General features: G+C 69.5%; 15 protein-coding genes. 5 read left to right on the plus strand and 10 right to left on the minus strand.

Annotated features, from left to right (window positions below):
- Positions 1-43: 43 nt before the first annotated feature.
- On the minus strand, positions 44-1,588 hold the full coding sequence (locus tag ACIP6U_RS39295; protein ID WP_401727516.1) for a subtype B tannase: 1,545 nt from the start codon (positions 1,586-1,588) through the stop codon (positions 44-46).
- Positions 1,589-1,963: 375 nt separating this feature from the next.
- On the opposite strand from ACIP6U_RS39295, the gene ACIP6U_RS39300 reads away from it, so the two are divergent.
- Complete coding sequence (locus ACIP6U_RS39300; protein ID WP_401727517.1) at positions 1,964-3,148, plus strand: sensor histidine kinase; 1,185 nt, start codon at positions 1,964-1,966, stop codon at positions 3,146-3,148.
- Between the two features lie 13 nt (positions 3,149-3,161).
- Here the strand turns inward: ACIP6U_RS39300 and ACIP6U_RS39305 are convergent, their stop codons facing one another.
- From ACIP6U_RS39305 to ACIP6U_RS39330, 6 genes are all read right to left on the minus strand, one after another.
- Positions 3,162-3,848, minus strand: a complete 687-nt coding sequence (locus tag ACIP6U_RS39305; RefSeq protein ID WP_401727518.1) for a response regulator — start codon at positions 3,846-3,848, stop codon at positions 3,162-3,164.
- Positions 3,849-3,923: 75 nt separating this feature from the next.
- Complete coding sequence (locus ACIP6U_RS39310) at positions 3,924-4,751, minus strand: ABC transporter ATP-binding protein (protein ID WP_401727519.1); 828 nt, start codon at positions 4,749-4,751, stop codon at positions 3,924-3,926.
- 24 nt (positions 4,752-4,775) lie between these two features.
- On the minus strand, positions 4,776-5,552 hold the full coding sequence (locus tag ACIP6U_RS39315; protein ID WP_401727520.1) for an ABC transporter permease: 777 nt from the start codon (positions 5,550-5,552) through the stop codon (positions 4,776-4,778).
- Positions 5,549-6,322 carry an ABC transporter permease gene (locus ACIP6U_RS39320; RefSeq protein ID WP_401727521.1) on the minus strand — a complete coding sequence of 258 codons (774 nt, stop codon included), beginning with the start codon at positions 6,320-6,322 and terminating at the stop codon, positions 5,549-5,551. Before ACIP6U_RS39320 ends, ACIP6U_RS39315 begins: the two co-directional genes overlap by 4 nt.
- Complete coding sequence (locus ACIP6U_RS39325) at positions 6,319-7,284, minus strand: ABC transporter substrate-binding protein (RefSeq protein ID WP_401727522.1); 966 nt, start codon at positions 7,282-7,284, stop codon at positions 6,319-6,321. The genes ACIP6U_RS39320 and ACIP6U_RS39325 overlap by 4 nt, the downstream gene beginning before the upstream one ends.
- A 202-nt stretch (positions 7,285-7,486) precedes the next feature.
- Entirely contained in the window at positions 7,487-8,206 is a 720-nt protein-coding gene (locus ACIP6U_RS39330; RefSeq protein WP_401727524.1) for a TetR/AcrR family transcriptional regulator, read from the minus strand.
- A 194-nt stretch (positions 8,207-8,400) separates the two neighbouring features.
- Here ACIP6U_RS39330 and ACIP6U_RS39335 point away from each other — a divergent pair, with 194 nt between their 5' ends.
- Positions 8,401-9,063 carry a transglycosylase SLT domain-containing protein gene (locus ACIP6U_RS39335; RefSeq protein WP_401727525.1) on the plus strand — a complete coding sequence of 221 codons (663 nt, stop codon included), beginning with the start codon at positions 8,401-8,403 and terminating at the stop codon, positions 9,061-9,063.
- Positions 9,064-9,091: 28 nt separating this feature from the next.
- Here ACIP6U_RS39335 and ACIP6U_RS39340 read toward each other — a convergent pair whose 3' ends face one another.
- Positions 9,092-9,466: a cupin domain-containing protein gene (locus ACIP6U_RS39340; protein WP_401727526.1), complete on the minus strand. Its 375-nt coding sequence runs from the start codon at positions 9,464-9,466 to the stop codon at positions 9,092-9,094.
- Between the two features lie 95 nt (positions 9,467-9,561).
- Here ACIP6U_RS39340 and ACIP6U_RS39345 point away from each other — a divergent pair, with 95 nt between their 5' ends.
- Positions 9,562-10,008, plus strand: coding sequence for a MarR family winged helix-turn-helix transcriptional regulator (locus ACIP6U_RS39345; protein ID WP_401727528.1), 447 nt, complete (start codon positions 9,562-9,564; stop codon positions 10,006-10,008).
- Positions 10,009-10,180: 172 nt separating this feature from the next.
- Positions 10,181-11,056, plus strand: a complete 876-nt coding sequence (locus ACIP6U_RS39350) for an esterase/lipase family protein (RefSeq protein WP_401727529.1) — start codon at positions 10,181-10,183, stop codon at positions 11,054-11,056.
- A 59-nt stretch (positions 11,057-11,115) separates the two neighbouring features.
- Here ACIP6U_RS39350 and ACIP6U_RS39355 read toward each other — a convergent pair whose 3' ends face one another.
- Complete coding sequence (locus ACIP6U_RS39355) at positions 11,116-12,177, minus strand: lytic polysaccharide monooxygenase (protein WP_401727530.1); 1,062 nt, start codon at positions 12,175-12,177, stop codon at positions 11,116-11,118.
- Positions 12,178-12,384: 207 nt separating this feature from the next.
- Between ACIP6U_RS39355 and ACIP6U_RS39360 the strand changes: the two genes are divergently transcribed.
- Positions 12,385-12,843: a GNAT family N-acetyltransferase gene (locus tag ACIP6U_RS39360; RefSeq protein WP_401727531.1), complete on the plus strand. Its 459-nt coding sequence runs from the start codon at positions 12,385-12,387 to the stop codon at positions 12,841-12,843.
- 9 nt (positions 12,844-12,852) lie between these two features.
- On the opposite strand, the gene ACIP6U_RS39365 is transcribed toward ACIP6U_RS39360, so the two are convergent.
- A complete protein-coding gene (locus ACIP6U_RS39365) occupies positions 12,853-12,987 on the minus strand; it encodes a hypothetical protein (RefSeq protein WP_401727532.1) in 135 nt (44 codons plus the stop codon).
- Positions 12,988-13,087 lie beyond the last annotated feature (100 nt).

Consider the following 13,087-nt stretch of genomic DNA (forward strand, 5'->3'; position numbering starts at 1 on the left):
GGACCGTCAACTCGTGGGCGTACGGCCCGGTTTCGCCGCGGTGCTACCCGATCGAGTAGCCGGTGATCTCGCCCATCCACTTGATCAGGTCGCCCGGGTCCTCGTTGGCGCCGTGGCCGCCGTCCCAGTACATCTTGAGGTTGACGTCGTCCCCGAGGTTCTGGGTCTTGAGGGCGAGGTTGGTGATCGCGGTCAGGGAGTGCGTGGTGTCGCTGGTGCCGATCCGCAGCCACCAGTGCCTCGCCCGGCGCGGGTTGCGCTCCTCCAGGTAGGTCATCGGGTTGGCCAGCTTCACCTTGTGCGGGATGTCGCGGTCCACCGTGGCGGTCCTGTCACCGGTCGCGTACCGCAGGCCGAAGGTGGTGAAGTGCCGTGAGACGTGGGTCTCGTCGCCGAAGTAGCCCGGCTCCGGCTGCGCCATGGCCTTGTCGTCGAAGGCGGGCACCGGACGGGACCGCGCGATGTGCGCGATGTAGCCGTCCCAGGCGAAGGTCGCCTTGCCGCCCGACCACTTGATGAACGGGTTGGCGGTCAGATAGGCCGTCCGGTCGGCCTCGGAGAGCGCCCGCAGATGGCTGGTCGCGGCCGGCTGCACGTAGTTCTCCAGCAGGTACCGGTCGTAGTTGGCGGCCGTCACCCGGCCGAACCGGCCCACGCCGCGCAGGCCCAGCGAGGCCTGGTACTCCGCGAACTGCGCGGTCAGTTGCTTCGAGGCCGTCTGGTCGACCAGCTCGCCGTTCAGCTTGGCCGAGCCGTACATCCACTCGTAGGCCTTGTCGGCGTTGCCGAGGTCGATGATCGGGCAGAAGACGGCGGAGGCGAACACCGCGTCGCTCGCCTCGGCCGCGCCGATCTCCCGCAGGTAGGAGTCGAACAGCGGGCTGCCCACCGAGGCGCCCATCATCGACGAGAAGTTGCCGCCGGCACTGCCGCCGTTGGTGATGATCCTGTCGGGGTTGCCGGGCAGCACGCCCTTGTTCCGGTGGACGTACCGCAGGGCCGCCTTCAGGTCCACGAGGGCGGCGGGAGCCTTGCCGTAGTACTTGCCGTCCTTGACGTTCTCCCGTCCGCGCGCGCCCGAGATGACCACGACGTAGCCGGCCGCGAGGGCCAGTGCCGAGTTGTCGCCCTGGTCGCCCGCCCCGGGCGGCAGCGGCGGCCTGGTCGTGGGCGACGCGGTCGGGGTGGCGCTGGGGTCGGCCGAGGCCGAGGCGCTGTCGCTCGGGGACGGGCTGGTGCCGCCGCCGGGGTTGGTGCGGCCGGCGGGCGTGCCGGAGAGGAAACCGCCGAGCGGGATGGAGAAGAAGATCGGGGCGTGGGAGGCGTCGACGGCCCGCCCGTCGATCTCGACCGGCTGCTGGACGTTGAGGCACTGGTAGGTCGGGTCCACGGGATGGGCGACGTAGACGATGTTCTCCCAGAACCGGTACGTGACGCTCTTCTCGGCGCCGTCGGCCGTCGTGATCGTCTTGGTCCGGGTGGTGTACGCGTCCTTGGGGAACTTCAGAGTGCCCCCGGTCGAAGCCACCGCGCCCTGTGCTCCGCCGTAGTACAGGGCGGCGGTCGCTCCCGCTGCGGTGGCTGCCATGCCGGAAAGGAATATTCGGCGCTTCACATCAACATCCTTGTCGGGGTGCGGGTTTGTGTGACCTGGTACTGTGCATTTCCTGAGAAAACCGTCGCGTGGGGGAAGGTGACGGATTCAAACTGCCTTCTGGAAACTGGTTCCGCGTCCCCTGAATACCGTCTCTCGCGCGTACGGTGCCTGCCGTATCGCGCCTCGCGGTATACGGGGGTCGACGTAGGGCCGGCCAACGAGCCGGCCTTCCGTAATCCGTGAAGGCGCAGGTGAGTTCATGTACGGGAAGGGTCGTCACGGGTGTCCGGGCCCGTCGAGGCGCGTACCGTGAACGGCGTGGGCTGTGCGCGACTGTCGCGAGAAAAGACCCGCCGGAGTCCGGGGATGGTGAGTGTGCTGGACGGAATACGTGGCCGGATGCTCGGCAATCCGTTTCTCGTCGACGGTTTGCTCGCCCTTGTATGGGCCGTCCTCATTGTCCCGGCATTCTTTAGGGAGGGTGTCTCGGCGGCGCCCGCCATTTTGTTCACGCTGTTGTCGGCGGCGGCGCCGCTGGTGGTGCGGCGGAGTATGCCGGCGGCCACGCTCGCGGGGACGACCGTCGGCTACCTCGTCGCCCTGCTGTGGATGATGGAACCGGGCCCGAGAATCGTGTGCTGTCTGGTGGCCCTGTATTCCGAGGCCGTGTCCGCCCCGCGCACCCGTGCCCTGATCACCGGCGCGATCGCCGGAACCATGATCCAGATCTTCACTCTGATCGTGACCGGGGTGCACGTCTTCGATCCGGCCAACCTCATGCTGATCGCGTGGCTCGGTGCGGCCATCGCCGTCGGTGACGCCACCAGGAACCGCCGCGCCTACATCCAGGCCATCAAGGACCGCGCCCTGCGCGCCGAGCGGACCCGGGAGGCGGAGGCGTCACGGCGGGTGGTCGAGGAGCGGCTGCGGCTGGCCCGGGACCTGCACGACATCGTCGCGCACAGCATCACGGTGATCAACTTCCAGGCCGGAGCCGCCGCCCACCTGCTGCGCCGGGAGCCCGAGGCGGCAGAGGCGGCCATCGAACACGTCATCACGGCGAGCGGCAGCACGCTCGCGGAACTCGGCACCATGCTCACCGTCCTGCGGCAGCCCGACGGCGAGACGCCGTTGCCGGAGCCCATGCCCACCCTGGACCGCCTCGACGATCTCCTCGACGGCTTCCGTGCCGCCGGTCTGGCGGTCGACGTACAGCGCGGCGACAGGACCTTCGGTCTGAGTCCGGCCGTCAGCATGGCCGGCTACCGCATCATCCAGGAGTCGCTGACGAACGCGATCAAGTACGCCACGCCCCGGACCGCGACGGTCCGGCTGTCCTTCGCCGCGCACCGGCTCCGGGTCTCGGTGGTCAACCCGGTGACCCGCACCGAGGACCAGCGGCATTCCGCATGGGGCACAGGCCGTGGCCTGTTGGGGCTGCGTGAGCGGGCCGCGTCCGTCGGTGGCCGCCTCGACATCGTCGAGGGCCGCGAGGAGTTCAGCGTGGACGCGTTCCTTCCCGCACTCCCCGCACCTCCCGCGAAGCCCTGAACGCCGGTCCCGGCTAGCGTCCGGCGGCGGCCGGGCGGACGAACCCTGTCCGGTAGGCGACCACCACGAGCTGCGCCCGGTCCCGGGCCCCGAGTTTGGCCATGGCCCGGTGCACATGGGTGCGGACGGTCTGACGGGAGATGACCAGGTACTCGGCGATCGCCTGATTGGACATTCCCTCGGCCGCCAGCGCCACGATCTCCCGCTCCCGGTCGGTGAGTTCGGCCAGTTCGCCGGAGAGGGCCGTCGGCGGTCCGTCGGGCAGCGAGAGGTATCTCGCGACCAGGGCCTGGGTGGCCTTGGGCGACAGCAGGGCCTCGCCGCGCGCCGCGATCCGGATGGCCTCCGGCAGCTCCGCGGGACGCATGCCCTTCCCCAGGAAGCCGCACGCCCCGGCCCGCAGGGCCTGAAGGACGTACTCGTCCACCTCGTAGGTGGTGAGGATCACGATGCGGACGCCGTCCAGCTCGGGATCCGAGGCGATCTCCCGCGTGGCCGCGAGACCGTCCAGCTCCGGCATGCGGATGTCCATCAGGACGACATCCGGCATGGTGCGGCGGACGATCTCGATGGCCTCGCGGCCGGTCTCGGCCTCTCCGACCACCTCCAGATCGTCGGTCGAGTCGATCAGAATGCGGAATCCGCCCCGCAACAGAGCTTGGTCGTCGGCGATGACGACCCGGATCACGGCGTCCTTCATGCCGCCACCCTACGGCAAAACGGAGATTGCGTCTCCGTTAAGGTCGTCGCGATCCGGGAGGGCCCTCGCCCCGGCTCAGTCGGCCGGACGCCCGTCGGGGTCCGGCGCGACCGACGAAGCGGACGCGTCCGCCCGCGCCGCCCGCTTCGCCGCCTGGATCTGCTCGTAGACATGAGTCCGCAGTTCGGTGAAGCGAGGCGCGACCCGGGTGTGCAGTTGATCCCGTTCGTCGGGCAGGTCGATGTGCAGTTCGTCCTGTACGACGGTCGGTGAGGCGGAGAGGACGATCACCCGCTCGCCGAGGTAGACCGCCTCGTCGATGTCGTGGGTGACGAACAGGACGGTGATCCCGCGCTCCTGCCACAGCGCCCGCACCAGGTCCTCCAGGTCGGCGCGGGTCTGCGCGTCGACCGCCGCGAACGGCTCGTCCATCAGCAGGACTTGAGGCTCGTAGGCCAACGCCCGGGCGATCGCCACCCGTTGCTGCATCCCGCCGGACAACTGCCAGGGATAGGCGTCGGCGGCGTCCGGCAGCCCCACCGACCGCAGGGCGTCGGTGACCAGCTCCCGGCGTTTCGCCTTCGGCAACCCCTTCTCCTTCAGGGGGAGTTCGACGTTGGCGGCGACCCTCATCCAGGGGAAGAGGCTGCGCCCGTACTCCTGGAAGACGATCGCCATGCCGGGCGGCGGGCCGGTCACCGGTACGTCGTCGAGGAGCACCTGTCCCGTGGACGGATTGAGCAGTCCGCCCATGCACTTCAGCAGGGTCGTCTTGCCGCAGCCCGACGGGCCCACCAGACAGACGAGTTCACCGGCCTTCACCGTGAAGGTGAGGTCGCGGACCGCCTCCACCCGCCGGCCGGACCCCTGGTAGGTCTTCCCGAGACCGCGTACGTCGAGCATGGTTCGCCCTTTCGCCATGTTCATTCACGACCGCCGGGTGGAGGCGCGCAGGCCGTGGTACCAGCCGAGCACTCGCCGCTCGGCGAACTGGAAGGCAACGGAGAGCAGGAAGCCGAGCAGGCCCAGGAGCAGGATTCCGGTCCACATGTCGGGGATGGCGAAGCTGCGTTGGAACTGGACGACGGTGAAGCCGATGCCGTTGTTCGCCGCGAACATCTCGCTGATGACCATCAGGATGATGCCGACGGAGAGGGCCTGGCGCAGACCGGCGACGATCTGCGGACTCGCCGAGGGCAGCACCAGGTGGCGCAGCCGCCCCGCACCGCGGATCTGATACGAACGCGCCGTCTCCAGCATCACCGAGTCGACCGCGCGCACGCCCTCGACCGTGTTGAGCAGGACCGGCCAGACGCAGCCGCTCGCGATCACCACGATCTTCATCGTGTCGCCGATGCCCGCGAACAGCATGATCACCGGCACCAGCACCGGGGGCGGCACCGCCCGCAGAAACTCCAGCACGGGCTCGCAGAAGGCCCGCACCCCGCGGTGGGAGCCGATGAGGGTGCCCAGGCCGATGCCCACGACACCCGCGAGCGCGTACCCGTCGGCCAGGCGCAGCACGCTGGGCACCAGGTCCGTGCGCAGGCGTTCACCGGTCCACACCGAGGGGAAGTTCCGGAAGATCGTGCGCAGCGGCGGCCAGAACGGGTCGGTGCTCCCGTCCGACGCGACCCACCACAGCCCCAGCAGTACCGCGGGCAGGCCGACCGCGAACAGCACCTGCCGTGTCAGCGTCCTCACAGCACGACCTCCCCGCGTACGGACTGGTGCCACGCCAGCGCCCGCCGCTCCACCGTCCGGGCCCCCAGGTTGATCAGGAGCCCCAGGACCCCGGTCACCGTGACCAGCGCGTACATCTCGGGGACGGCCTGGGATGCCTGGGCGACCGCGATCAGCGAGCCGAGTCCAGGTGCGCCGATGACCAGTTCGGCCGTGATGGCGAGCACCAGGGCGACCGCGGCGGCGAGCCGGATGCCCGTCATGACGTAGGGCAGGGCCGTCGGCCACATCACGTGCCGGATGCGCGCCCAGGTCCCGAGACCGTACGACCGTGCCGTCTCCTCCGCGACGGGGTCCACGTCCTGGACGCCGTACAGCACCTGGATGAGCACCTGCCAGAACGACGCGTACACCACCAGCAGGAGCACCGAGCGCAGCTCACTGCCGTAGAGCAGCACCGCCAGCGGGATCAGGGCCACGGACGGGATGGGGCGGAGGAACTCGATCGTCGACGCCGTCGCCTGGCGCAGGAACGGTACGACCGTGATGAGCAGCCCGCACAGGACGGCCGCGCCCGCGGCGATGCCCAGGCCGATCATCCAGCCGGTCAGGGTGTCGCCGAGGGCCGACCAGAAGGCGCCGTCGCCGAGTTCGTCACCCAGCGCGCCGGCGATCCTGCTCGACGGCGGGAAGTAGTCCGCGCTGATCAGACCAAGGCGCGGCACGGCCTCGCCGAGGGCGAGGAAGGTCACGAGCCCCGCCGCTCCGAGTGCGATGTTCTGATTCCTCACGGCAGCAGCTCGTCCAGGTCCGGGGCGGTCTTGAACAGCCCGTCCTGCTCGCCGAGCTTCTCCAGGGTCTCCACCGAGGACCGGCTGATGTCCGCCGGCCACTTCGGCAGCGTCACCTTCGCCAGGACGGAGGACGGGATCTGCGTGTAGGTGGCGACGATGTCGCGGACCTCGTCGGGGTGGCTGTTCGCGTAGGTCAGCGCCTCGGTGGTGGCCTGCTGGAACTTCTTCACCACATCGGGGTTCTTCGTCGCGTACGTCTGCGAGGTGAAGTACATGGCGACCGTCAGATCCTTGGCCACGTCCACATACGGTGACGCGATCTCCACGCCTCCCGCGTTCAGGATGGTCGTCAGCGCGGGCTCGACCGCCATCGCGGCGTCCACCTGGCCCTTCTCCAGGGCGGCGGGCATCTGGTCGAAGGCCAGCTCCACGAACTTCACCTTCGACGGGTCGCCGCCGGCCTTGCGCACGGACTCGCGGACCGAGGTGTCGAGGATGTTCTTCAGCGTGTTGACGGCGACCGTCTTGCCCTCGAGGTCCTTCGCGGACTTGAGCGAACTGCCCTTCTTGACGACCAGCGCGCCGTAGTCCTTGCCGTCCACACCGGTGGTCGCCACACCGTTGGAGACCGCCTTCACCTCGATGCCGTTGCTCTGCGCGACCATCAGCGAGGTCGAGTTGCTGAAGCCGAACTGGAACTGGCCGCTGACCACGCCCGGCACGATGGCCGAGCCGCCCTGCGCCGTGGTCATCGAGACATCGAGACCGTATTTCTTGTAGATCCCCTGCTTCTGGCCGAGATAGATGGGGGCCACGTCGACGATCGGGATGACCCCGACCTTGACCTTGGTGGTTCCCCCGCTCTCCGACGCGGAGCCGCCGGAGTCCCCGGACGATCCACAGGCCGTGGCCGCGAGCAGAAGTGAGGCGGCGGCGATGCCGACGAACAGGCGTTGCATGGTCTGACCTCCGGGTCACATCTCATTGCGCGCGAACCGGCCGAGACATTTCGGTGCGGTCCGCCGACGTGCCAAAGGTGTCGTCCGCGGACCAACGGCACATCCCCCGGGCACCGTCAATGACCTGTACGACGTCTGCCGTACGACGGGGGAGCGGTACGGCCAGAGCCGTACAGGAGATCCGGGAGCGAGGAGGCTTTCCTCAGGCGCGCGGTGCGCCCGGGACGTCCGTTCCCGGCTCAGGAGGGTCGATCAAGTCCGGTCCCCGTACGTCGAACCGTTTGCCGTAGTCCGCGCCGGGCAGCGGCTGCGTGCGCTCGGGACCGGCGCGCAGTCCGTCCAGCAGCAGCCTCAGATAGCGCCGCCACAGATCCGGCTGGCCGCTGCGCTCGGTCACCGCGGCCAGCATCTGCTGGATCACCACCAGGTCCCAGGGCTCCGCGTCCGCACGCAGCACACCCTGCTCCTTGGCCCGCGCGACCACGAGATCGACGTTGTGCCTGATCCGCCGCTGGTGCCGCAGCCCCGCCGGCACCGCACGGTCGCTGTGCAGCACGACCTCGCGCAGGCCGCGGTCCAGCGCCTGCAGTTCGGCCACGCGCTCCAGGCTGACCGTCAGCCCGCGCCAGGTGTCGGCGTCCTCGGCGCCCTCCCGGGTGGCCTCCTCGACGCGCGCGAACATGTCGTCGACCAACTCGTCGATCAGGGCCTGCTTGTTGGGGAAGTGGCGATACGCCGTCGCCACGCCGAGCCCGGCATGGCGGGCGACGTCGTCCAGGGTGGCCTTCAGGCCGTGCTCGCGGAACACCTCGCGTGCGGCGGTCAGGAGCTTGCGGCGGTTCAGCTCGCGGTCGCGCCGCGGTCTGGGCGCGGGTGCCCCGCCGGAGCCGCCGGTCTCGCCGGATGCGGGGGGTACCGCCATGCGAGGTCTCGCTTTCGGAGGGCGCGATCGTCCTGGCACATGGTACGGGTGTGAATATCCGCACCCCGTCCGGGATTGCGCCGGCCGGTTCGGCACGCAAGAGTGTTCCAACTGTCCTACTCGACTGGCGAGATGCCTCCGTCGGCCGACGTGCACGGTGGCCCGTACGAAGTGCAGAAGAGGAAGAGAAGCGAGTGAACCGGATATCGGTCCGGGGATTCGCCGTGGTCTCGGCCACCGCGGTCACCGCTGTGGGAAGCGTCGTCGGTGTTGCCTCGGGCAGCAGCGCGCAGAACAACGACGCGGAGGCGACGGCCACCGATGTCACCCTCCTCGCGGACCTGCCCGCGGGCCGGCAGGCGCAGGTGCAGACCGCGTCCCTGACGCAGCAGGCGAACGCCGTGGCCGTCCAGGCGGACGCGAGCGCCAGGAAGGACGCCGAGCAGACCGCCCGAGTGGCGGCGGCCAAGACCGCGAAGGCCAAGAAGGACGCGGCCGACAAGGCGGCGGAGGCCAAGGCCGCGGCCGGCGATCCCGACGCCACCTTCTCGCTCCAGCCCTCCTACACCGTGGCGCAGGTCAAGGCGATGGCCGCGCAGATCGTGGGCAGCGGCCAGTTCCAGTGCTTCAGCAACATCGTGGACCACGAGTCCACCTGGAACTACCTCGCGGTCAACCCCTCCTCCGGCGCCTACGGTCTCGTCCAGGCCCTGCCCGGCGACAAGATGTCCTCCGTCGGCGCCGACTGGCGGACCAACCCGGCCACCCAGATCAAGTGGGGCCTGAACTACATGAACGTCACCTACGGCAGCCCCTGCGACGCCTGGGCGTTCTGGCAGGTCCACCACGCGTACTGAGGGTCCCTGACAGTTCTCGCCATCGGCCTCAGCGCGCCCACGGCGGAGCGATCCGCGTCCCGTCGGCCAGTTCGGCCTCCAGACCGATGGAGGTCGTGACCCAGGTGACCGCGGTCCGGTCGCCCGGGTTCTCGACGGCGAGGGTCGCGCCGGGGTTGATGATCAGGGTGTCGCCGACGGTGACGCGGGTGGTGCGGTCGTCGAGGGTGACCAGCAGTTCGCCGTCGAGCAGGTGCAGGATCTCCTCCCGGTTGACGGTGTGCGCGGGCGCCTGCGTGCCCGGCGGGATCTCACCGCGCCAGGCGCACAGTTCTTTGCTGCCGCTGAGCGGAGTGGCGTACGAGACGAAGCGGGCGCCGTGCATTTCGTGCGTCACGGCCTCGGACGAACGGATGACGGGCATGGATCTGCCTCCAGATGGTCAAGCTGCTTGACTATATGTCCGGTCCTCATAGTCAAGCTGCTTGACCGATCCGTCAAGGGTGTTTCAATGCGCCCATGCACAACTCCGAGGCCATGGCCCTGTCCGCCGCCCTGCTCGCCGCCGCGGGTGAGCTCACACAGCGCATCAACGAAGGCGTCGTGGCGCGTGGGTTCGAGGGGGTGCGGCCCGCGCACGGCTTCGCGTTCGCCCGACTCGCCCCGGACGGCGCCACGGTCACCGAACTCGCCGTGCACCTCGGGGTGACCAAGCAGGCGGCGAGTCAACTGGTCGACGACATCGTGCGGAAGGGGTACGCCGAGCGGCGTGCCCATCCCGATGACGCGCGGGCCCGGCTGATCGTGCTGACCGAGCGCGGGTGGGCGTGCACCCGGGCGGCGGAGGAGGCGGCCGCCGAGGTGGTGCGCGAGTGGAGCGAGCTGCTCGGTGAGGGTGAAGTGCGCGCGTTGCGTGACCGATTGGGGCGTATTGCGCCCTATGGTCCCCTCAGGCCCGCCTGGTGACGGTTCGGCAGGAGCTACTGCGGAGTCAGTTATCACTGGAAGTTTTTACTGACGCGTAACTTCACAGTTGTACTACTCGCTCGTAACTTGACTAGTGAACAGCATTCTTTGTGATCCGGATCACAGGGCGTAAGGCCGTCGCACATCCCTTGAGCCGCAAGGAGATCACACGATGCTGCCCTGGAAACGACTGCTCAGACCACTCGCCCCGCTGCTGCTGACAGCCGTGGTCGCCGTCGTCCCCACCGCTACCGCCGCCCAGGCCGCCGACGAATCCGCCGCTCCCCACAGCGGCTGGAACGACTACTCCTGCAAGCCCTCCAGCACCCATCCGCGCCCCGTCGTCCTGGTCCACGGCACCTTCGCCAACTCCGTCGACAACTGGCTGGCCCTCGCGCCGTACCTGGAGAACCGCGGCTACTGCGTCTTCTCCTTCGACTACGGCCAACTGCCGGGCGTCCCCCTCGTATACGGCCTCGGCCCCATCGACAAGTCGGCCGAGCAGCTCGCGACCTTCGTCGACAAGGTGCTCGCCGCCACCGGCAAGGCCAAGGCCGACCTCGTCGGTCACTCGCAAGGCGGCATGATGCCCCGCTACTACCTCAAGTTCCTCGGCGGCGCCGCCAAGGTGAACGCCCTCGTCGGCATCGCCCCCGACAACCACGGCACCGACCTGGACGGCCTGACCAACCTGCTGCCGTACTTCCCCGGCGCCCAGGACCTGATCTCCACGGCCACGCCCGCGCTGGCCGACCAGATCGTCGGCTCCGCCTTCCTGACCAAGCTGAACGCCGGCGGCGACACCGTCCCCGGCGTCCACTACACCGTCATCGCCACCAAGTACGACGAGGTGGTGACGCCGTACCAGAGCCAGTTCCTCAGCGGATCCGACGTCCACAACGTCCTGATCCAGAACCTGTGCGCGCTCGACCTCTCCGAGCACGCCCTGCTCGGGCTGACCGACCGGATCGCCTTCCACGAGGTCACCAACGCGCTCGACCCGGCCCACGCCGCCGCCACCACCTGCGCCTCCGCGGTCCTCGGCTGAGGCACGCGCGGGGTCTGTCCGACCTGAGCCGCCGGACAGACCCCGCACCCGTACGACCGCTACGAGCGGCCGTGCCGTCCGCCGCCGGTCGCCCGGCGGCGGATCGTGGCGAAGAGGGTCGCCGAGCCGAGTGCCAGGGCCGCGGCGCCGCCCATGGCGAGATAGGGGGTGTTGTCGTCGCTCCCGGTCTCGGCGAGGTTCGACGACTCCGAACTGCCCGCCGTTTTCGGCTCGTTGGCCGCGGCCGGCGCCACATTCCCGTTCGCGTCGTTCGCGTCGTTCGCGCCGTCCTCCGTCGCCTCCTGGGTCGGCTGCGCCGAGGTGCTCGGGTCGTCGTCGCCGTGCCCGTGGTGCTCGACCGTCGACTTGTCGGCACCGTCCGCGATCTGCTCGTCGGAGGGGGAGGAGGCGGTCGGAGCGGGCGGGGCGGGCTGGGCGGGCGACGCGCTGGTCGGCGTACCGCCGCCGCTCCCGGTGTCGCTGCCGCCGAACGTCACGTCCGAGCAGGAGTAGAACGCCTCCGGGCTGTCCGAGCGCTGCCAGACCGCGTACAGGAGCTGCTTGCCCGAGCGCTGGGGGAGGGTGCCGGAGAAGGTGTAGAAGCCGCCCGCCGCGACCGGGTCGGTGGCCGTCGCGACCGGGTGCGCCAGGTCCAGGTCGCCCCAGGCCAGCGGCCGCGCCGGGTCGTAGCCGGCCTTGGTGAGATACACCTTGAACGTGCCCTTGTGCGGCGCGGTCACGCGGTACTTGAAGGTGTACGAGCCACTGCGCACGCTCGTCGCCGGCCAGTCGGCGCGGGCCAGGTCGAGGCCCTTGAACTCCTCGTTGTTCGCGCTGCACAGCTTGCCGTCCGGGATCAGCGCCTGGTGCCGGCCGTTCGCGTCGCCGATCCGGATGCCGTTCCAGTCGTAGAGCGCCTGCGTGCCACCCGCCGCGACCGCCGCCTTGCACGCGGCCGACTTCGGGCTCTCGGGACCCTCCGCGTAGCACTGCGCCACCCGGCTGACCGGGTCGCCCATCGAACCGTGCGCGGACGCCGGGGCGGTGGCCAGGGCAGTCAGCGCCAGCGGAGTCGCGCCGAGGACGGCGAGCGTGGCGACCTTGCGGCGGCGTGCGGGCATGGCGAACTCCTCGGAACGGTCCACGACTTGGGGGTGGATCCCGCCCACGGACTCCGTGACGATCCGGTGGGCGGGATCCCGTGGGGGGCGATCAGCAAGCTAGCCCCAAGAGACCGTTGAATCGCCTGCTGGAGGCGGGGGGAGGAGATCCTTATGGCGGCGTTAAGGGAGTGCTCAGACTGAGATCAGGTAGGTACCGTGCGCGGCATGGGAAGCGATGAGATCCGGCGGGCCGTCGCCGCCGACGAGGCGGCCGTGCGGGCCGTGACCGATGCCGCCTACCGGCCCTACATCGAGCGCATCGGACGCGCGCCGCAGCCCATGGAAGCGGACCACGCGGCGAACGTGGACGCGGGGAAGGTGTTCGTGACGGGGGAACCCGTCGTCGGCCTGGTCGTGCTGGAGGCGTACGACGACCATCTGTTCCTCGACAGCATCGCCGTCCACCCCGACGCGCACGGAACGGGCGTGGGGCGACGGCTCCTGCGCTTCGTGGACGCACGCGCGCGTGAACTCGGTCTGGCCGAGGTCAGGCTCTACACCAACGCGATGATGTGGGAGAACCAGAAGATCTATCCGCGCTACGGATACGAGGTCGTGGAACGGCGCACGGACGGGATCTACGACCGCGTCCACTACCGCAAGCGCCTGGACCGCCTGGACTGACCTGCCCGGTCAGCCGTCGGGCCACCATGTGCGCGCGATGTCCTTTCGGACCTCGGGGCGCCCGGCCGGACGCTCGTCGGCCTCTTCGCGCACCCTGCGGGCGTCTGTCTTCTTCAGGGGCTTCTGCACAGTCGTCCGGCGCATGGCTGCCTCCTTCGATGCCTACCGATTTCCCGTGTTCTCACGTTGGTAGACCTTTCCCGGGAGGGTGACTCATCGCTCCCGGTCTGTCAGTGGCGGCTGT

The sequence above is a fragment of the Streptomyces sp. NPDC088794 genome (assembly GCF_044750545.1).
Lineage (GTDB): Bacteria > Actinomycetota > Actinomycetes > Streptomycetales > Streptomycetaceae > Streptomyces.